Source organism: Kitasatospora sp. NPDC127121, assembly GCF_042677305.1.
Classification (GTDB): domain Bacteria; phylum Actinomycetota; class Actinomycetes; order Streptomycetales; family Streptomycetaceae; genus Kitasatospora.
The window spans coordinates 19,183-38,668 of the sequence record NZ_JBHXTQ010000005.1; the positions used below are offsets into that span (position 1 = coordinate 19,183).

The 19,486-nt window shown below is 72.9% G+C and carries 8 protein-coding genes; 3 read left to right on the plus strand and 5 right to left on the minus strand.

Features of this window, described 5'->3' with window-relative positions; genetic code table 11:
* Nucleotides 1–112: 112 nt before the first annotated feature.
* The 4 genes from ACFVHI_RS04965 to ACFVHI_RS04980 form a co-directional block, all read right to left on the minus strand.
* Complete coding sequence (locus tag ACFVHI_RS04965; protein WP_380335826.1) at nt 113–511, minus strand: hypothetical protein; 399 nt, start codon at nt 509–511, stop codon at nt 113–115.
* The gene (locus ACFVHI_RS04970) at nt 508–8,556 is read right to left on the minus strand and encodes a ricin-type beta-trefoil lectin domain protein (RefSeq protein WP_380335829.1); all 8,049 of its coding nucleotides are present in this window, start codon (nt 8,554–8,556) and stop codon (nt 508–510) included. The genes ACFVHI_RS04965 and ACFVHI_RS04970 overlap by 4 nt, the downstream gene beginning before the upstream one ends.
* Before the next feature lie 424 nt (nt 8,557–8,980).
* A complete protein-coding gene (locus tag ACFVHI_RS04975) occupies nt 8,981–9,832 on the minus strand; it encodes a hypothetical protein (RefSeq protein ID WP_380335832.1) in 852 nt (283 codons plus the stop codon).
* Nucleotides 9,833–9,836: 4 nt separating this feature from the next.
* The gene (locus ACFVHI_RS04980; protein WP_063349784.1) at nt 9,837–10,454 is read right to left on the minus strand and encodes a papain-like cysteine protease family protein; all 618 of its coding nucleotides are present in this window, start codon (nt 10,452–10,454) and stop codon (nt 9,837–9,839) included.
* Nucleotides 10,455–10,903: 449 nt separating this feature from the next.
* On the opposite strand from ACFVHI_RS04980, the gene ACFVHI_RS04985 reads away from it, so the two are divergent.
* The gene (locus ACFVHI_RS04985; protein WP_363366734.1) at nt 10,904–11,863 is read left to right on the plus strand and encodes a helix-turn-helix transcriptional regulator; all 960 of its coding nucleotides are present in this window, start codon (nt 10,904–10,906) and stop codon (nt 11,861–11,863) included.
* 61 nt (nt 11,864–11,924) lie between these two features.
* Here ACFVHI_RS04985 and ACFVHI_RS04990 read toward each other — a convergent pair whose 3' ends face one another.
* Entirely contained in the window at nt 11,925–15,176 is a 3,252-nt protein-coding gene (locus tag ACFVHI_RS04990) for an EAL domain-containing protein (protein ID WP_380335836.1), read from the minus strand.
* A gap of 223 nt (nt 15,177–15,399) precedes the next feature.
* Here ACFVHI_RS04990 and ACFVHI_RS04995 point away from each other — a divergent pair, with 223 nt between their 5' ends.
* Nucleotides 15,400–18,720 carry an amino acid adenylation domain-containing protein gene (locus tag ACFVHI_RS04995; protein ID WP_380335839.1) on the plus strand — a complete coding sequence of 1,107 codons (3,321 nt, stop codon included), beginning with the start codon at nt 15,400–15,402 and terminating at the stop codon, nt 18,718–18,720.
* Complete coding sequence (locus tag ACFVHI_RS05000) at nt 18,717–19,472, plus strand: leucyl/phenylalanyl-tRNA--protein transferase (RefSeq protein ID WP_380335842.1); 756 nt, start codon at nt 18,717–18,719, stop codon at nt 19,470–19,472. The genes ACFVHI_RS04995 and ACFVHI_RS05000 overlap by 4 nt, the downstream gene beginning before the upstream one ends.
* Nucleotides 19,473–19,486: the final 14 nt, after the last annotated feature.

Consider the following 19,486-nt stretch of genomic DNA (forward strand, 5'->3'; position numbering starts at 1 on the left):
GCTCTACCAGGCGCGTCCAGTGACACGGTGACCGGCCACGGCAGAACGTGGAACGGCCCCCGCGACCGGCTCTCGGCCGATCGCGGAGGCCGGGGGCTCCCTCAGTTCGGTGCTACGCCGCGAGCGGCCGCAGCGCCACCTCCCAGGCCCGGAACTTCAGCCGGAGCGTGGAGGCGACGATCTCGAACACCGGTGGCAGGTCGGCCCCGTACTCGTAGTACGTGACAGTGTCGATCCCGTCCGGTTCCTCCGGAGGGTCACCCTGCCAGCCGTCCGAGCTCACCGCGGTCTGCTGCATGACCAGTTCGCCGGCGTCGTGGAACTCCAGCGCGAAGCGACCGCGGGTCGGGTGCCTGAACTCCAGGCTCACCGTCGCCTTGGGGTAGCCCACCAGGGCGACGCCGTGAAGCTCGCAGTCGTTGTGGAGGTCGATGAAGCCGCCCGGCACGTCGAGCTCGACGTAGTCGCCCGGGGCCTCCCATGCCTCCAGACCGCTGAATCGGGCCTTCACTTGATTCCCTTCTTCTTCGGCTTCATCAGATGGAACTGGGCCCGTCCGATGTCACGCCAGGTCATGCGCTGGGTGTTGTTCCGCTGGAGCGGACCCCAGCCGCTCGGTGCCCGGGGCTCGCGGTAGCTCGGTACCTTGTGCGGGGTCGGGACCTTCTCGGTCTTCCCGCCACCGAGTTTGTTGGTGTGGGTCTTCCCACGAAGGTCGTAGTACCACTTCGTCTTCCGGCCCTCGACGATCACCCGGCTCTTGCCGCCATTGTACTTGTCGGCCAACTTGCTGGCGTAGCGGGCCTTGGCCTCCGTGTTCTGGATCCGCGCGTATCGGTAGACCACCTTGGCCTTGGTCGCTATCCGATCCACCCGAGCCGCAACCCGTACGGCCTTCACCGCTGTGATGGTGGCCTTGGCAACGGCTCCACCGCCGACGACCTGAGCCACCGCGACCACCGCCATCTCGGCGGCCTTCGCCGTGTCCCCGGCCACTGCGTAGGAGACCGAGGAAACGGCTGCTGCCACCGCGCCGATGGGGCCGGGGATGTAGGCGGCGACCTCGGCGACCTTGGCGACGACCTCGACCGTCTTCTTCAGCCACTTGGGCATGCCCCAGTTGCCGTCGAGGTCGGTGCAGTTGACCGGGTCGCCGGTGCAGTAGTCGTACGGGCTGGCGTTGCCTCCGGGGACCGGGTCGATCTGGAGGAAGCGGCCCAGGGCCGGGCTGTAGAGGCGGGCACCCATGAGGATGTCGCCGTCCTGGGCTTCTGCGGAGCGCTGCTTGCCGCCGAGCCAGCCGTAGCGGACGTTGGCCTGACCGTCCTGCGGGATGCCGAACTCGTCGAAGTCCAGCACCACCGGCTTGGTCAGCGCGGTGTCGGTGGTGACGACCACCGAGCCGAACAGGTTGGTCAGCTGGAGCTGGACGTCACCGGTCTTGCTGGTGGTGGCCGTCAGATCGGCGTCCGGGCCCGAGACGTTGCGGGTCAGGGTGCCCTGGGCGGTGTCCTCGACGGTCCAGCGGACCTCGTCGGAGTCGTCGCTGTAGTGGTTCAGCTTCGACGTGGCGTTGGCCCAGGAGCCGTCGGCCTGCTTCTTGCTGGTGGTGAACGCGGTCAGGCGGTGGGCGGCGTCGACGGCCCACTCCTGCTTGGTGTCCCCCTTCTCCTGGGCGGCGACGCGGTCGTTCGCCCAGTAGGTGTTGGTCGCGCCGGTGGCCGTCTTCACGGTGCGCCCGAAGGCGTCGTAGACGAAGCCGGCGTCGGTGAGCCGGTCGGCGCTGTCGTAGGTGTGGTTCTCCGCCGTGGCCCCGGCCGTGCTGCACTCGCCGGCCGCCCCGCGCGGGGAGGTCTGCTTGGACAGGCGGTTGGAGTGGGCGTCGAAGGCGTACTGGCGGGTGACGCAGCCGGCCGCGACCGTGGTCTGCTCGGCCTTCACCAGCCGGCCGAGCCGGTCGTACTGGTAGGAGCGGGTGGCGGTGGAGCTGGTGTCCTTGGCGACCTGGCCCTGGGTGGACATGTCGGTGGTCTGGGCCCAGACCACCGTGTTGTCCGAGGTGCGGGTGTAGGTGCGGCCGGTGGCCTCACCGACGGCGTTGAAGGTGTCCTTGCGGACGATCCCGCCGGGGTAGGTCTGCTCGACCAGTTGGCCGTCCGGACCGTACTTGGCGGTGAACTCGCCCGCCACGCTGTCGGTCACGGAGGTGACCAGCCCGCGCGGCTCCTTCGCCCGGTCGTAGGCGTAGGTGGTGGACCCGGTTTGGTCACTCACCTTCGCCGGCTTGCCGAACCGGTCGAACTCGGTGGTGGTGGTGGCACCGTCGGCGTCCGTGTAGGAGATCAGACGGCCGAGCGCGTCCAGGACGCGGGTGAGCGACTTGCCGCCGGCGGTCGTCTTGACGATGTCACCGGTGGCCGGGTCGTACTCGGTGGTGACCTTCGGCAGCGGCTTGCCCTCGTCCGAGGTGATCTCGGTCGAGACGATCCGGTCCAGGGCGTCGTAGACGGTGACGGTCTTGCGGGACTTGCCCGCGTTGGTCTCGGTCGTCTCCTCCGGCTCGTTGAACGCGGAGTAGCGGGTGACCCGCTTCACCGGCAGCGTGGTGGACATCCGCGAGGCGTCCGCCCCGGTGACGGCGCCGCCCGGCATGGTGACGCAGGGCAGGCCCGCCCACTCCGGGCGGTTGGCGCACGCGGCGTCGTCCGGGTTGGTTCCGGCGGTGTAGAACACCGACTTGACCGTCCCAGCGTCATTGCCGGTGGAGCCCGGCTTGCGGGACTCCAGCGCCCGCCCGGAGGCGTCGAGCTTGACGTAGGCGGTCAGCTTGGCGCCGAGTGCGTCGGTGGTCACCGAGGTGGCCGCCTTCAGCGTCCAACCGGAGGTGCCGCCGATCGGCGTGTCGTAGCCGGTCTTGGTGACGCGCAGTTCCACGTCGTCGGCGTAGCCGTCGATGCGGGCGCCGTCGGTCGCGGTGGTGACCAGGTGGTAGGTCTGGCCGTCGGGCTTCCCTTCGTCGTAGGTGTTGGTGTTGTGGTCCCGCGCGACGACCGGGGTCCCGGCGGCGAGCGTCGGGTTGACGGTCGCCTTGGTGAGGGTGACGGTGTCGATGCCGGTGTGGAACCGCTCGCCGCCGCTGGCCGCGTTGGTGTCGACCACGGTGAGCTTCAGCTCGTGGTCGCCGCGCGTGAGCTTCACGGGTGCGCCGGTGGTGTACGGGGCCACTGCGCCGCTGGCGCTGTAGGTGTCGATCCGCTGGCCGACGTCCTTGCCGTCGATCGCCCACTGGATGACGCCGTGGTCGCTGTTCTTCGTCAGCTGGCCGGAGAGGACGTACTCGCCCTCCTCGGGAACGGTGACGCGCATCGCGTCGAACGCGCCCGCCGCCGTGCCGCGGATGCCCAGCTGGGCACCGCCGGACCAGGTGACGCCGCAGCAGTCGTTGTCGATCTGGACCTTGGCGTTGGTCCCGAGCTGCGGCAGCTTCTCGGCCTCGGCCGTGACGACGGCCGGGTTGGTCTGCCCGTTGACCTGCTCGGCGAGCGAGGCACGGTAGACCGGACCGAGCGTCTCCGTCACGTCCAGGCCGTCGGCGGAGTACGTGGTACGTGAGTCGAGCAGACGCGCGCGGGAGGCGGAGTCCGCCGGGAGGTTCAGCTCGGCGGCGAACTTGTCCGCATCCGGGTACGTGCCCAGCGCGATCGAGCGGTTGGCCGCCCCCAGACCGCGCACGACGTGGCCGTAGCGGTCGTACTCCTTGGTGTCGATGTCACCACCGGGGGTGACGGACGGGATTGCGGTGTTGACCACATTGCCGGAGGCGTTGAGGTAGTGGATGGAGGCCGACTTGTAGGCGTCCGGGCCCGGCTTGGCGGCCGAGGCGGTGTTGGTGCCCGGGTCGTCCTCGGGGCCGAACACGGCGGTGGCGTCGGTCGGCGCATCGGTCTGCGCCCACTTGGCCACGTCCGCACCCGCCAGGTCGTACGGACCGCCGGCGCCGCGGGTCAGCGGCACGTCGTAGACGACGCTGGATGCGGCCTCGCCGGTGACCTGGTCCTTGCTGCCCGGCGCGAGCATGCCGCGACGGACCTTGAGGAGACGGCCAGGGTCCTGGTCGGCCGCCGCCTTGCCGTAGTCGAAGTTCCACGGCAGCTCACCGGCGCTGCCGATCCGGGTGACCCGGCCGGCGTCGTCGTAGCCATAGGCGGTCTTCAGCGGGGTGGCCAGGCGCGGGTCCCAGACCTGGGTGAGGCGGCCGCGGTCGTCGTACGCGTAGTGCGCGACCTCGACGGCCTCCTGCTTGGAGGTGGCCGGGTTCCACGTCCAGACCTTCACGCCGCGGACGCGGTCCAGGTAGTCACCCGGGGTCGCGGCCGTGGCGGTGGTCACCTTGGCGTAGTCGTACTCCATCACCTCGCAGCCGCGCGGCAGCGGGTCGACGGTGCAGCCGTTGACGTCGTCGATGCCCGGCTCGACGGCCGGGACGATGCGCTTGACGAGCGAGCGGCCGTCGGTGGTGTCGTACTGGTAGCGGGTGGTCGAGGCCGCGTCGGGCCCCGTCTCGCTGACCACCTGGTAGATGTTCGAACCGGCCTGGCGGGCGAAGACGGTCTTCGAGCCGTCCAGCTCGCTCAGCTCGTAGGCGGTGCCGGCGGTCTGGATGTCCCAGACCTGGTTGGGGCCGGCCCAGCAGACCCAGATCGAGGCGCCCTTGTCGGCGTCCAGGCACTGGCCCGAGTGGCGGTTCATGACCGTGCCGTTGGTGCGCACCTCCCACTGCTGGTTGTCGCCGCCGTTGCAGCCCCACAGCGTGAGCGGGGTGGCGTTGCCGGTCTGGCCCCAGGGGTTGTCCAGGCAGTAGCCGAGCAGGCGCAGGGTCAGGTCGTCGCCGCGGGTCCACTGCTGGTTCGACGCGCCCGTGCACGGAGCGGGCTGCAGCCGGGCGCCGTTACCGGCCGCGCCGTTCGGGACCTCCAGGCACTGGCCGCTGGTCGACAGGACGATCGCACCGGACTTGGCCGGAACGGCCTTGAGCGACAGCGACTCGGCGCCCGGCTCGGGGAAGAACGTTCCGTCCGTGCCCTTGGCGAAGGTCAGCGAGGTGTCGTCGTTGTCCTTGATCTCGACCAGGTCCGACTGCGGGAAGGACAGCGCCCGGTAGTCCGAGCCGGTGCCCGCGTCCGGGCCGCCGGCCCACTGCGGGCCGAACGGGGCGACGATCTCCTTCAGCGACAGGTCGTCGAAGAAGACCTCCTTGCCGCTGCCGGCGGTGTTGCCGTTGTAGAGGCGGAACCAGGCCTCGGTGGCGTCCTTGGGCACCGTCAGGTCCAGCGTCAGCTGCTGCCAGCCGTCGGTGAACGACGCCTTCGGAGAGGCGGTCTCGCCGTAGCCTGCCGGGGTGCGGTAGACGCCGACCATCCGCAGGCCTCGGTTGGCCAGCGGGTTGTCCAGGCCGGTCGCGCCGGGGACGTAGATCCAGCCGGTGAGGCGGTAGGTCTTGCCGGGCTGCATGCCCTGGCCGAGCGTGTACTCGGGGCCGAGCGCGGCGAAGGAGTCCCAGCCGGAGCCGGCCGGGACGACCAGGAGCGAGTCGGGCGAGTTGTCGTGGCCGCGGACCGTGGAGCGGGACAGCGTCGCCTGGCCGGCGGTGAAGCCGGTCAGGTCGGTGCCGACCTGGCGCTGGTTGAGCGTCAGACGCTCGCCCTGGGGCTGCCAGCCGCGGCCGAGGTCACGTGAGGAGGCAGTGCGCTTGACCGACAGACCGCGCTCGTCGGCGTCGGTGACGTCGGTCGAGTAGTCGCCGGTGAGCAGGTTGACCGAGCCGGGGCCGATGTTGGCGCCGGTCGCGCCGTCGGCGTTGCGGTCGACCGTGATGGTGTTCCAGACGGTGGCGTAGCCGTTGCCGGAGCCGTCCTCGGGGAAGAGGAGGGCGCGGACCTGGACGACGCCGCCGACCTGGCCGAGCGTGTCGAGGACGCTCCAGTTGGCGTGCGGGCCGAGGTCCGCGAGCCGCGGCTTGTCCTCGGTGACCGCGGTGTTGTCCGCCTTGGTCAGGTTGGTGCGCGGGACGTTGTACTCCGCGGCGCCGGGGCCACGGCGGTACTGGTAGACGACGCGCTGGAACTGCGCCTGGGCGTCGACCGCGAGCTTGACGCGCTTCGCGGACTGGGTGCCGTTGACCGGCGAGCTCATGCCCGCCTGGCCGACCTGGAAGGTGTACGTCGCGGGCGGGGACAGGTTGCCCGCGCGGTCCTTGGACTGCACGCTGAGCACGCGCCGGCCCTCGGTGGTCGGCGTGATCGACGTGGTCAGCGCGCCGGTGGCGGCGACCGTCACCGGGGTGCCGCCGTCCAGGGTGTAGACGTAGGCCGCGGTGTCGTCGGTGCCCGGGGCGGGGGAGAAGGTGAACGACCCGGCCTGGTTGGCGGTGCCGTGCCAGAGCCCGTCCGCCGGGTAGTCCGCCGAACTCACGAACGGCGTACCGGGCTTGACGGTGTCGGCGATGACGTTGGTGCCGACCCAGCCGGAGCGGGACTTGCCGTCGTCGAGCATGGCCCAGATCGTGTACTGCACGCCCTCGTCGAGCTTGGCGATGCCGTAGTCGGAGGGGCGGACGGTCGCGATCGCGCCGTTCGGGGTGTCCCGGACGATGCTGCCGATGAACGTGCCGCCGCGCCACAGGTCCAGGTAGACCTTCAGCGGGTCGCCGTCGGGGTCGGCCGCCTGCACCTGGAAGCGCGGGTTCGCGTCCGAGGTGTAGCGGGGGTTGCCCTGCTGCGAGGGCTGCACCTCCACCGTCGCCGGGGTGGCCGGGACGGTGTTGTAGGTGATCGAGAGGAACGGAGGCCAGTAGCCCTCGGCGGAGCTGAACTTCTTCCAGGACAGGTTGCTGGACTCGTCGGCCGCCTTGAGGGCGAACCCGTATTCGTTGTGACCGAACCCGGCGAAGTACCGGATCATCTCGGTGACGTCGGCCTTGGCCCAGAACGTGCCGTCGGAGGCGTAGCAGTCGTGGGTGTCACCGTCGTTCGCCACGTCGTACGTGTCGTTCGAGGTGGCCCACTTGCGCTCCATCGCGGGCTGGTTGCCCCAGCGGGTCCACCAGGCCGCGCCGGGCGCGTTCCAGACCTCCCACTGCTTCGGGATGCAGGACGAGGAGTGATGGTTGGCGAGGTTGAGCGTGGCGCCCAGGATCTGCTTGCCGTTGAACGACCCGCCCGGGACGGTGAGGAACGACCGGGCCACGACCTTGCCGTCGTAGCTGCCCAGCTTGAGGTCCGTCGACGCGGAGGCGTCGATGTTCTCGTTGGTCTGGACGTAGGTGTCGAAGGTCGTGCCGACGTCCACCACCGGGTCGATGGTGACCGGGAACTGGGTCTTCGGGTCGGCGAGGAAGGCGGCGTCCGGGGTGAACACCAGCTCGGTGTCCGCGCCCTGACCGCGCACCTCCATCGTCACCGGGCCGCGGTTCAGGTGCTCCTGCGAGGCCGGGTCGACCGCGGCGTCCCACATGACGGGGGTCGGGATCTTGACCGTCGCCTTGCCGGTCGCCTTGTCGAGCAGCTGGATCGAACCGTCCTGCTGCGGCGAGACGGTGAGCCCGGTGGTGTCCAGCGGGAGCGTCACCGTGCCGGTCTGGGCGACGGCGGAGCGGTCCTTGACGATCAGGAACTGCTCGAAACCGGTCCGGGTGGCCTCCAGCACCAGGTCGACACCGGGGCGGGCGTTGACGTAAGTCGCCTTGTTGCCCTCCAACTTCGGCTTGGGCAGCTTGCCCAGCCAGCCGAACTTGACCTGCTGCTCACCGGAGCCGATCTTGACCAGCTCGCGCTCGGCGGGGACCGGGGCGGCCGGGGTGGACTGCGGGTCGGCGGCCGGGGCGGCGGCGCGGGCGCCGCTGCGGGAGGCCCGGTTCGCTTCGGCCGAAGCCGAAGCCGAGGTCGAAGCCGAGGTCGAAGCCGAAGCCGAAGCCGAGGCGGACGGAGACGACGACGGGGACGACGACGGGGACGCGGAAGCGGGGGCCGTCGGTATCGCACTGGGCGACGTGGCCGGCGCAGTGGCCGGCGCAGTGGTGGCCGCGGCGCTCGGAGTCGTGGCCGGAGCAGTGCTCGGTGCGGCCGTCGGTATCGCGGCGCCCGGCAGGCTGTCGCCGACCGTCACCCCGGCGTCGCCGCCCTCGAAGACCACCCCGCCCGGGTGCGCCTTCGGTGCGACCTTGCCGTCCGGGGTCTGCACCAGCGTGGTGTCGACGGGCACCCAGGCGTCGCCGACCTTCATCCGGATCGGCCCGGTGGAGCGGTCGGAGGTCAGCGTGCCGTCCGGGTTCGCCCACAGGGTGGTGAACTCCGTCCGGGCGTTGGTGACCTCGATCCGCCGCTTCTGCAGCCGGGCCGAGAGCAGCGCCGAAGCCTCGTCAGGTGCCTCGGTGGCCGGAGCGGCGGGCGGAGTGGCGGGTGAGGGTGCGGCGGTGGCCGGAGCGGCCGTCACCGCGTCCACCACCACACCGGCCTGCACCAGCAGGCCGAGCGTCAGGAGCGCTGATACGGGGCGCATCCGACGCGTAGAGAAGGCCCCGCCCGCAAAAGCGGACGAGGCCCGAGACCGTCGTTTCATCAAAGACTCTCTCAAGAGATGTGCATTGTTTTGAATGGCTCGATTGAAGCCGAAGCACAATCTCTCATTCTCAGCTGACTCCCAGTGACCAATCAGGATGACGATTGCGTAACAGATCGCTTACGCTGAGGAGTCGTGAGAAATGGAGTCATTTCGATGACATCACCCCAGGTGGGCGAGGTGTCCGAGATGCGAAGAGGGCCCCCGATCGCGTGCGCGAAAGGGCCCGGATGGTCGTGAATTAAGAAGTGATGTGCCGTCAATTACCGTGCGGGCTTTCCGCCGAAAACCGCCGACGGCGGGACACCCGGAGGTGCCCCGCCGTCAGCGCCGTTCGCAGTGTGGAAGCCGAACGGCGGTGCCGTCAGGCGGTGCCGCGGCCCGCCCGGCGGCGGCGCAGCAGCGCGGTGCCGAGCCCGAGGGCGGCGAGGAGGGTGCCCGCCCCGGTGAGCAGGGCGGCGGTCGGGGTGGAGTCGCCGGCCGGCGCCGCGACGGGGACCGTTCCCCGGTCGAAGCCGCCGAGCAGGTGCGCCTTGGCGTAGTCGGTGCCGGGCAGCTTGTCGGCGTACCGGTCGTGGACCACCTGCTGGTACTGGGCGAGGGTGATGCCCGCGTCGCCCACGGACCGGACCGCGTCCGGGTTGAGCGGCCGTACCTGGCCGTCGACCAGGGCGTACCAGGCCCGGATCTGCGGTTCCTCGAAGGCGACGGCGCCGCGGCCCAGTGCTGCCGCGGCGGCGGCGTGGTCGGTCTCGTCGCTGCCGGAGGCTATGTTGATCTCGGCCCAGGACCCGCCGGCGTGCGGGTCGGGGGCCGTCCACACCGAGGCCTTGCGGCCGTCGGCCGCGTCGGCCTCGGTCGCCATGAACGCGAACTTCGCGACCGGCGCCCCGGCGGAGGCCGCCGCGACGAAGTCCGGGTTGAGGTAGTACACGGGGACGGTGTCGCCGACCACCCGGGCCGGGGCGGCGGCCTGCGCCTGGCGGGCGTCGGAGGAGCCCTGGCCGGAGCCGTGGGCGAAGAACCCGCCGAGGGTCTGCACGACGGGGGCGGCCTTCGCCGCCGCGGCGGCCGCGGTGACGTCGGCCGCGGACGGGGCGGACGGGACGCCGGCGGCCGTGGCCGGGGTGGCGGCGAGGGCGGGGGCGGCGGCGAGCAGTCCGCTGCCGGCGAGGGCGATGGCGGCGAGGGCGCGCGGGGCGCGGAAGTGCGTCATCGTGTCACGCCCCGATCCGGTACAGGGAGTCGTTCCAGTTGAACTGGCCGTTGTAGCCGGCGTAGTAGCTGTACGACGCCAGGTTGTAGCGGTTGCTGCTGGGCCACGGGTCGCCCCAGTAGATGGACTTGTTGCTCTGGTCGTAGCCGTAGATGACCTGGGCGTGCCCGCCGCCGGCCAGCCAGGAGATGCCGGTCTCGATCGGCCGGCCCGCGTTGATCTCGCTGACGATGGTGTTGAAGGACAGGGCGCCGGTCTCCTGACCGGGGGACACCCCGAGTGCGGAGAGCGCGTTCTGCACCCAGGAGAGCTGGCCGGGCTGGTTGGGGCACTGGTACGAGGTGTCCTGGCCGTAGGCGAGGTCGCAGAACGAGTTCTGGTCGGTGCCGTGGCCGAGGAAGGTGGCGATGGTGTTGCCGGAGGCGGCCCAGCACCACTGGTCCTGCTCCTGCGCCTGCATGGAGATGTTGAGCCGGGAACTGGCGGCGAAGGTCTGGGAACTTCCGGCGGCGGCCTGGGGGGAGGCCGCGGCGGTGCCGGCGCCGGTGGTCACGACGGCGGCCAGCATGCACAGCGCGGCCAGTGCGGCGCGCAGGGACGACCCACGGATGGGTCCGCTCATGGGGGAACTCCTTCGTGCGGGGGCACGGGCGGCTCCGTGTGCACCCGGCGCCGCCCTGGGGTGTGCCTTGTGTGGGGGTGTGATGTGTGGGGGTTGCCGCGCGGCCGACGCGGCGGGCCCGGACCGGGGTTGCTAGGAAGCGTAGGCAGCAGGCCGGGCCGCTCCCAGACCCCCGGGAGGGGAGCGGGCGGTGCTGTGAACGGGGCTGTGAAGAGGGGTGGTGCGGCGGAGGTGCTGCGCCGCAGACGGGTGGCCGGGAGCGGGGCTCCCGGATATGGACGCGGCCGGGGTAAGCCGGTAATTTCACAGCGCGCCGCGTCCCCCCGTACCGCGTCCCCCTCCCTCCGTACCGCCGCCGTCCGCACCCTTCGCCCCCCCGCACCGCCGCCGTGTCCCCTCGGCCCCGCCGCCGCCGCGCGCCGGCCGGGCCAGTAGCCCCGGGAGCCCCGATGGCCAGTCGTCAGGAACCGCCGCCCGGTGCTGCCCCGGAGAGCGCCGCCGTGCTGGCCGCGCTGCGGAGCGGGCCCTTCGGCCTCGCGCTGCGCACCGCGATCGAGGCCCGCGGGCTGCCGCTGGAGCGGCTGCGCAGCCGGCTGGCCGAGCGCGGACTGCGGATCGCCGTCACGACCCTGAGCTACTGGCAGCGCGGGCTGCGCCGGCCGGAGCGCCCGGAGTCGTTACGGGTGGTGGCCGCGCTGGAGGAGATCCTCGGGCTGCCGGCGCACGCGCTCACCGCCCTGTTGGGTGCGCCGCGGCCGCGTGGCGGGGCGGACCGCGACGGCGGCGGGCCCCGCCCGTACCCGCAGATGGTGCGCACCCCCGGTGATCTGGGCGGGCTGCTCGCGGATCTGGACAGCCCGGCGGCCGGGAAGCTCCAGGTGGTCACCGAGTACGCGACGGTGACGGTCGGGCCGCGTCGTGAACTGGCGGCGCTCAGTTCGATGGTGGCGGTCCGGGCCCGTCAGGACGGGGTCGACCGGGCGCTGCTGATCTACGACTGCGACGAGGGGGTGGACGAGGGGGCCGTCGAGATCGTGGCGGGGGACAGCTGCCGGCTGGGCCGGGTGCGCCGGGATCCGGTGGCCCGGGTGGTGCTCGCGGAGCTGCTGTTCGACCGCTCGCTGCACTGCTCCGAGACCCAGGTGTTCTCCTTCGAGGTGCGCCCGCACAGCGCGGCCGAGTGCTGCCGCTACCGTGCGGCCTTCCGCTTCCCGGCGGACCACTACGTCCTGCGGGTGCGCTTCGATCCGGGCGAACTCCCGGTGCAGTGCCAGTGGTTCACGGCGAGTGACTCGGAGGGTCCGGACGACAGCCTGGCCGACCTCACCCTGGACAGCCACCACCTGGCGCACGTGGTGGCGACCGCGCTGGGGCCCGGGGTCGCGGGCATCCGCTGGGCGTGGACCTGAGGCGCTGGCCTGGGGCGTGGGTCTGAGGCGTGGACGTGGGACGTGGACCTGAGGTCGGGGGTCAGGCCGGTTCGTGCGCGGTGCCGCCGACGAGGGCGCGGGCCTGCGGGGCGGTCATGGGGTGGGCGAAGAGGTAGCCCTGGCCGAGCGGGCAGCCCATGGCGGCGAGGAGGTCGCGCTGTTCGGGGTGTTCGATGCCTTCGGCGATGACCCGGACGCCGAGGGTGTCGGCGATGCGGGTGATGCCTTCGACGAGGGCGTACTGCTGCGGGGAGAGGCCGAGGCCGTCGATGAAGGACTTGTCGATCTTGAGGATGGAGATCGGGAACTCGCGCAGGTAGGAGAGCGAGGAGTAGCCGGTACCGAAGTCGTCGATGGCGATGCCGACGCCGAGGTCGCCGAGGGTGGCCATGTCGGCGTGGACGCGGTCGTCGCGGCGCATCAGGACGGATTCGGTGAGTTCGAGGACGAGGGTGTGCGGGTCGATGCCGGAGCTGCGCAGGGCGCCGCGGACGACGTCGACGAAGCCGGCGTCGCGGAACTGGCGGGCGGAGACGTTGACGTTGACCCGCAGCGGGGGGAGGCCGGCGGCGGCGCGGTCGGCGGAGCTGGCGGCGTGCCAGGCGGCGGCCTCCTGGGCGGCGCGTTCCAGGACCCAGGCGCCGAGGGGGACGATCTGGCCGCTCTCCTCGGCGAGGGCGATGAACTCGTCGGGCAGCACCATGCCGCGCCGCTGGTGCGGCCAGCGGACGAGCGCCTCGAAGGCGACCAGGTCACCGGTGCGCAGGTCGACGATCGGCTGGTAGTACAGCTGGAAGGAGGATTCGGCGATCGCCGCGTCCAGGTTCTCGTTCAGCTCGTGCCGCTCCACCAGCCCGGTCTGGAGGGCGGGCTGGTAGTGGCGCCACTGGCGGCGGCCGGCCGCCTTGGCGGAGTAGAGCGCGAGGTCGGCGTGGGTGAGCAGTTCGGCCGCGTCCACGCTGTCCTCGGTGGTGGCGACGCCGATGCTGGCCGTCACCCGGACGGCGCCCGCGCTCAGCCTGAACGGTTCTGCGAACACCGTCAGCACGGTGTCCGCGATGGCGTCCACGTCGGCCGGGCGCAGCGCGTCCTCGACCAGGACGGCGAACTCGTCGCCGCCGAGCCGGGCGGCGGTGTCCGAGCTGCGCAGCGCGGTGGAGACCCGCAGCGAGACGGCGATCAGCAGTTCGTCGCCGACGGCGTGCCCCTGGGTGTCGTTGACCACCTTGAAGTCGTCGAGGTCGAGGAAGAGCACCCCGGTGACGGCGCCGCTGCGCTCGCCGCGGGACAGCGCGTGGCCGACCCGGTCCAGGAACAGCACCCGGTTGGCGAGGCCGGTGAGGGAGTCGTGGAAGGCCCGGTGGGTGAGTTCGCGCTCCATCTGGCGCTGCTCGGTCACGTCGCGCAGGGTGAGCACCAGGCCGCCGACCGTCGGGTCGGCGCGCAGGTCGTTGAAGCGGACCTCGGCCTCGATCGGGGTCCGGTCCTGCCGCAGCAGCCGCCAGTGCTCACGGGGCTGCTCGCGCAGCGGTTCGTGTGGCGGCGAGTGCGGCTGCTCGCGCAGCGGTTCGTGTGGTGGTGAGTGCTCCGGCGCGTGTGCCGGGGCGGCGTGCGCCGGGGCGGCGTGCACCGGGGCGGCGTCCACCGGGCCGCGCATCCGGGCCAGCGCCTTGCCGACGGCCCGGCTGTCCTCGGGCGGGACGAGCTCGGTGAGCAGGGTGCCGTCCAGGCTGGGGTAGCCGAGGACCCGTTCGGCGGAGGAGGAGGCGTAGCGGACGCCGTCGTCGGCGTCCAGGATCAGGATGACGTCGCTGGCGTTCTGCACCAGGGTGCGGAAGTACAGCTCGCTGTTGCGGCGGTTGACCTCCTGGCTCAGCACGACCCGTTCGACGGCCAGCGCGGCCTGCGCGGCCAGGATCTCCAGCGAGCCCCACAGGCTGGTGAGCTCCTGCGCGGTGCCGGTGACGATGAGCGCGCCGATCAGCGGGTCGCCGGAGGGGCGCTCGTCGAGGGTGAGCGGGCACAGCAGGGCGGAGGGCATGCCGTCGAGGCGGGCGGCGAGGTCGCTGCCGATGTCCTCGACGGGCAGCAGCCGGGTCTCTCGGTAGGCGGCGAGGGCGAGCGCCTCGTCGGAGTCGGTGACGGGGCCGAGGTGGTGCTGGGCGGCGCCGCGTTCGGCGTGCCGCACGTGCAGGACGCCGGCCTCGGTGACGGCGAGCAGGGCGACGTGCCCGGGCTCGGTGGGCATCAGGGTGGAGGCGGTGGCCTGGACGGCGTCCGCGACCTCCTCGACGGTGACGGCCGCGGTGAGTCTGGCGCCGGCCTCGCGCAGGGCCCGCTCGCGGGCGATCGCCTGCCGGCGGGCGACCACGACGACCGCCAGTCGGGCCAGCACCAGCAGGTACAGGAGGGCGGAGAAGGCGCCGATCACGCCGGCGTTGCTGGTGTTGCCGTTCAGCGACTCGATGATCAGGATCGCCGGGGCGATCAGCGAGGCCAGGGTGAGCAGGGCGAGGCGACCGGCGCTCAGGTCGGGTTGCTGGGTGGGGACGGGTCTGGTCAGCTCGACCATGGACGGGTGCAGCGCGGCCGCGCCCCAGGCGGTGTAGAAGGCGGCCCAGCCGAAGTCGACGGGGGTGCCGATGTGCCAGTTGCCGTGCAACTGGATCAGCCCGTACAGGGTGTCCGAGACCAGCATGCCGGCGGTGCCGACGGTGAGCAGTTGCAGCGCCCGGCTGGTGCCGCCGCGCGGGGTCAGCAGTCGCAGCAGCAGGGCGAGGACGACCACGTCGCCGAGCGGGTAGCCGATCGAGACGGCCTTCTGGAACCAGGAGAGGTCGGGGTTGCGGGCGTACGGGAGGATCAGGTAGATCCAGGCGAGCAGCGCCAGGCCCATGGTGAGGATCAGCGCGTCGAGCAGGCCGGCGCGGTCCTGACGGGCCGTGCGCCAGCGGATGAAGCCGAGCACGCCGGCCGCGTACAGCACGAACTCGGCCAGGTAGAAGCCGTCGGCGACGGACGGGAACGGGTTGTGGAGGTGCAGGAACTGGGTCTGGACGACCTGGACGACCTCGCCCGCGGTGAAGCTCAGGTTGGCGAGCGCCAGCACGTACCAGAACAGCGCGTGCGCGGGGCGGTTGAGGCGGACGCCGGCCACGATGGCCGCGCTGCTGCCGAGTCCGATGCCCGTCCACCAGATGATCCGCTGCGAGGGGTTGATGTAGTAGACGCCGGTGAACAGCACCATCCACAGCAGGTAACAGACCATCAGGCGTTGTCGCCGACGTGTCAACGGGGCTACCTCCTCCGCGTCGCCACCCGGCCGGTGGGACGGGGGAGTTCGGGCGAGGACGGGTCTCGGCGGTCGCGGGGTCGTCTCGTCCCGGGCTGACGGGCACACGGCAGCGTCGCGTCCGGTCGGGTTGCGATCGGACGTTCGTCCTGTGCCCTGAGTGCGTATAGTCGGAAATGTCGCACCTCCCAGGAAACTGCCGCCACAGCACGAGGTCAAGCCGGTGGACGACGCAGCAGACAGCGCACAGGGCGTACGAACGGATGTGAACTCCGGGCGTCACGCCGTGGTTCGCAACGACAGCGGTCAGTACGCGATCTGGCCCGGCGACTTGACCGTGCCGGGCGGCTGGCACCTGGTGTACGGGCCGGCCGGCCGCGACGACTGCCGGGCCCACGTGGCCCGCGAATGGCGCCCGCCCGGGCTCGGCTTCCCCGGGCTCGGCTCCCCCGGGGAGCGCGGCCGCGGGCGGGCCGCGGGCGGCGGCGGCACCGTGCCCGGACTGCTGCGCTCCCGCGCCGCGCAGCACCCGGACGCGGTCGCCGTCGCCGCAGACGACGCCACGCTGAGCTACCGCGAGCTGGACCGGCGCAGCGACCGCCTGGCGTGGGCGCTGCGGGCCCGCGGGGTCGGCCCCGAGGAGGTGGTGCCGGTCTGCCTCGAACGCGGCGCGGGCCTGGTCGTCGCCTGGCTCGGCGTACTGAAGGCGGGCGCGGCGCTGCTGCCGCTGGACCCGGCGTACCCGGCGCGGCGCCTGGCCCGGCTGGTCGAGGACAGCGGGGCGCGGGTGGCGGTCACCGAGGGCGGGGCGCTGCCGGGCGTCGAGCCGCTGCCGGTGGACGGCGTGGACGGTGCGGGCGGGCCCGACGGCGCCGGTGAGCTCGACGGTGCCGGGCCCGACGACCTCGCCTACCTGATCTACACCTCCGGCACCACCGGCACCCCCAAGGGCGTCCCCGTCACCCACCGCGCCCTGGTGTTCACCCTCGACCGGGTCGTCCACGCCTACGGCCTCGCCCCCGGCGAACGCGTGCTGCAACTCGCCGCGCTCGGCTTCGACACCGCACTGGAGCAGGTCTTCGCGACCCTGCTCGCCGGGGCCACCCTCGTCCTCGGCGGCGGCCGCACCTGGGCGCCCACCGAACTCGTCCACCGGATGCGCGGACTCGGCCTCGCCGTCGCCGACCTCACCCCCGCCTACTGGCACCACGTGCTCACGCTGCTCCCGCCCGGCGGGCCCGGCCCGGAGGGGCTGCGGCTGGTCGTCGTCGGCGGGGACGTCGTGCACGCCGACGACTGCCGCAGCTGCCTGGACCGGCTGCCCGGCGTCCGGCTGGTCAACGCCTACGGGGTCACCGAGGCCGCCGTCACCTCCACGCTCTGCGAGGTCACCCCCGCCCTGCTGGACGCCGGCGGCCCGGGCGGCCCGGCCGCGCCGGTGCCGATCGGCCGACCGCTGCCCGGCGTGCGGGTGCACGTCCTGGACGCCCGGCTGTCCCCCGTACGGCCCGGCGAGAAGGGCGAGATCCACCTCGGCGGGCCCGGCCTCGCCCGGGGCTACTGGCGCGCCCCCGTGGCGACCGCCGAGGCCTTCGTCCCCGACCCGTACGCGCCGGTGCCCGGCGAGCGGATGTACCGCACCGGCGACGCCGGGCGCTGGCGGGCCGACGGGCAGCTGGAGATCCTCGGCCGCTTCGACGACCAGGTGAAGGTGCTCGGCCACCGCGTCGACCCCGCCGAGATCGAGGCCGCCCTCGCCGCCCACCCCGACGTCCGGCAGGCCCGGGTCGCCGCCGACGGCGGCGACCCCGACGGGGGCCGCGCGCTCACCGCCTACTACACGCTCGCCGACCACGCCGACGCCGCGGCCGGTGCCGGGGCCCGCCGCGACCGGCTCCGCGCCTACCTGGCCGAACGGCTGCCGGAGTACATGCTCCCGGCCGCCTTCGTGGCGCTGGACCGCATGCCGCTCACCCCGGCCGGAAAGGTCGACCGCCGCCGGCTGCCGCACGCCGAGCCGCGCACCCCGGGCCGGGCCGACGCGGGCGGCACCGGGGCGGCGGGCGGCGGGGGAGCCGTCGAGGACGCCATCGGGCAGCTGTGGGCCGAACTGCTCGGCGTCGAGGACGTCGGCCCCGCCGACGACTTCTTCGCGCTCGGCGGCAACTCGCTGCTGGCCATGGAGATGCTCGCCCGCGCCCGGATTATGCTCGGCCTCGACGTCACCCGCGTCCGCGCCCTCACCCGCGCCCTGCTGCGCGACGCCACCCTGCGCGCCTTCGCGGCCGCCGTCCAGGCCGCCCGCACCGCCGGCCCCAGCCCCGGCCCCGGCGAGGCCGCCGTCGACTGGGCTGCCGAGGCCCGGCTCACCCTCCCCGTCCGGCAGTCCTGGAGCCCGGCGCCCAGCCGCGCCGAACCCGCCGAGATCCTGCTCACCGGCGCCACCGGCTTCTGCGGCGCCCACCTGCTGCACGCCCTGCTCGCCACCACCCGGGCCCGGATCCACTGCCTGGTCCGCGCCCCCGACGAGGAGCACGCGCTGGAACGCCTGCGCGCCGCCCAGCAGCGCTTCCTGCGGCACGACCTCACCGACACCCGGGTGGTGCCGCTGGTCGGCGACCTCGCCGCACCCCGACTCGGGCTGACGCAGCGTCAGTTCGACGGGCTGGCCGGGAGTCTGGACGCCGTCCACCACCTCGGCGGGCAGGTCAACTTCCTCTACCCGTACCACCAGCTGCGCGCGCCCAACGTCGGCGGCACCCGCGAGATCATCCGCCTCGCCGGGCTCAGCCGGGGCGTGCCCGTGCACTACCTGTCCACCCTCGCCGTGCTGGCCGGCTTCGGCGCGGCCGGCGTCCGCGAGGTCACCGAACGGACCCCGCTCGCCCACCCCGACCGGCTCGGCGTCGGCTACGTCGAGAGCAAGTGGGTCGCCGAACAACTGCTGCACGAGGCGGCCGCCGCCGGGCTCCCGGTCACCGTGCTGCGCACCAGCGACGTCACCGGCGACCTCGCCACCGGCGTGATGAACACCGGCACCGAGATCTGCGCGCTCATCGCGTACCTGGCGGACAGCGGCACCTGCCCGGACGTGCTGCTGCCGCTCGACTTCGTCCCGGCCGACCGCTTCGCGCGCGCCGTCGCCCACATCGCCGCCCACGCCCCCGCCGACGGCGAGGTCTACCACCTCACCTCGCCGCGCCCCGCCGACCTCGCCGACCTCGCCGAACGGCTCCGGGCCCGAGGCCACCCGATCGCCGAACTCCCGTACGGTGACTGGGTGCAGGGCCTGGTCCGGTTCGCCGCCGGGCACCCCGCCCACCCCGTCACGCCGTTCGTCCCGCTGTTCGTCGACCGCGCCCCCGGATCGGCGCTGTCGATCAGCGAGCTGTACTTCCGGCCCGTCTTCCCGCTGTTCGACCGCGCCAACACCAATGCCGCGCTCGCCGGCAGCGGGATCGACCTGCCCGCCGTCGACGCCGGCCTGCTCGACCACTACCTGGGCCGGCTGGCGGCGGAGGGCTTCCTCGGGCCGCCGGCATGAGCCCCTTCGACGGGCTGGACGTCCAACGGGGGCCCGGGGACGGGCCGGTGGCGTTCGGCGCCGGTCTCGGCGCGCCGGACCTGCTGGCGGCGTACCGTCGGGGCCTGTTCCCGATGCCCGCGGCGGACGAGTATGCCGGCGCCTACAACGAGGCGCGCTACGAACAGGCCGTCGAGGCGGGCGAGGTGATGCTGCTGCCCGGCGGGGACGACCCGTACGCGCTGGCCTGGTGGTCGCCCGACCCCCGGCCCGTCCTGCCGCCCGACGGCGTCCGGCTCGGCAGCCGCCTCGCCCGGCGGCTGCGCCACCGGCCGCAGTGGTGGACCAGCGCCGACCGGGCCTTCGGCGAGGTGCTGGCCCGCTGTGCCGAGGGCCGCCAACCAGCCTGGCTGACGGGTGAGTTGAGGGCCGCACTGGAGCAGCTGCATGTGCTCGGGGCCGCCCACAGCGGCGAGGTGTGGGAGGGCGAGGAGCTGATCGGCGGGGTGTTCGGCGTCGCCGCCGGGCCCGTCCTCAGCCTCGACTCGATGTTCCACCGCCGCCCCGACGCCGCCCGCGTCGCCGTCGCCGACCTCGGGGTGCGCTTCGGCGCGGCCGGCGGGCGGCTGCTCGACGCCCAGTGGGACAGTCCGCACATCCGCAGCCTCGGCGCCGAGCCGGTACCCCGCTCCCGGTACCTGGCCGAGCTGGCGGCGGACGCCGTGGTGGGCCCGCTGCCGGGAGCTCCGCTGCCCGTGGCCCGGCTGGTCTGACCTGCGCCTTTTAC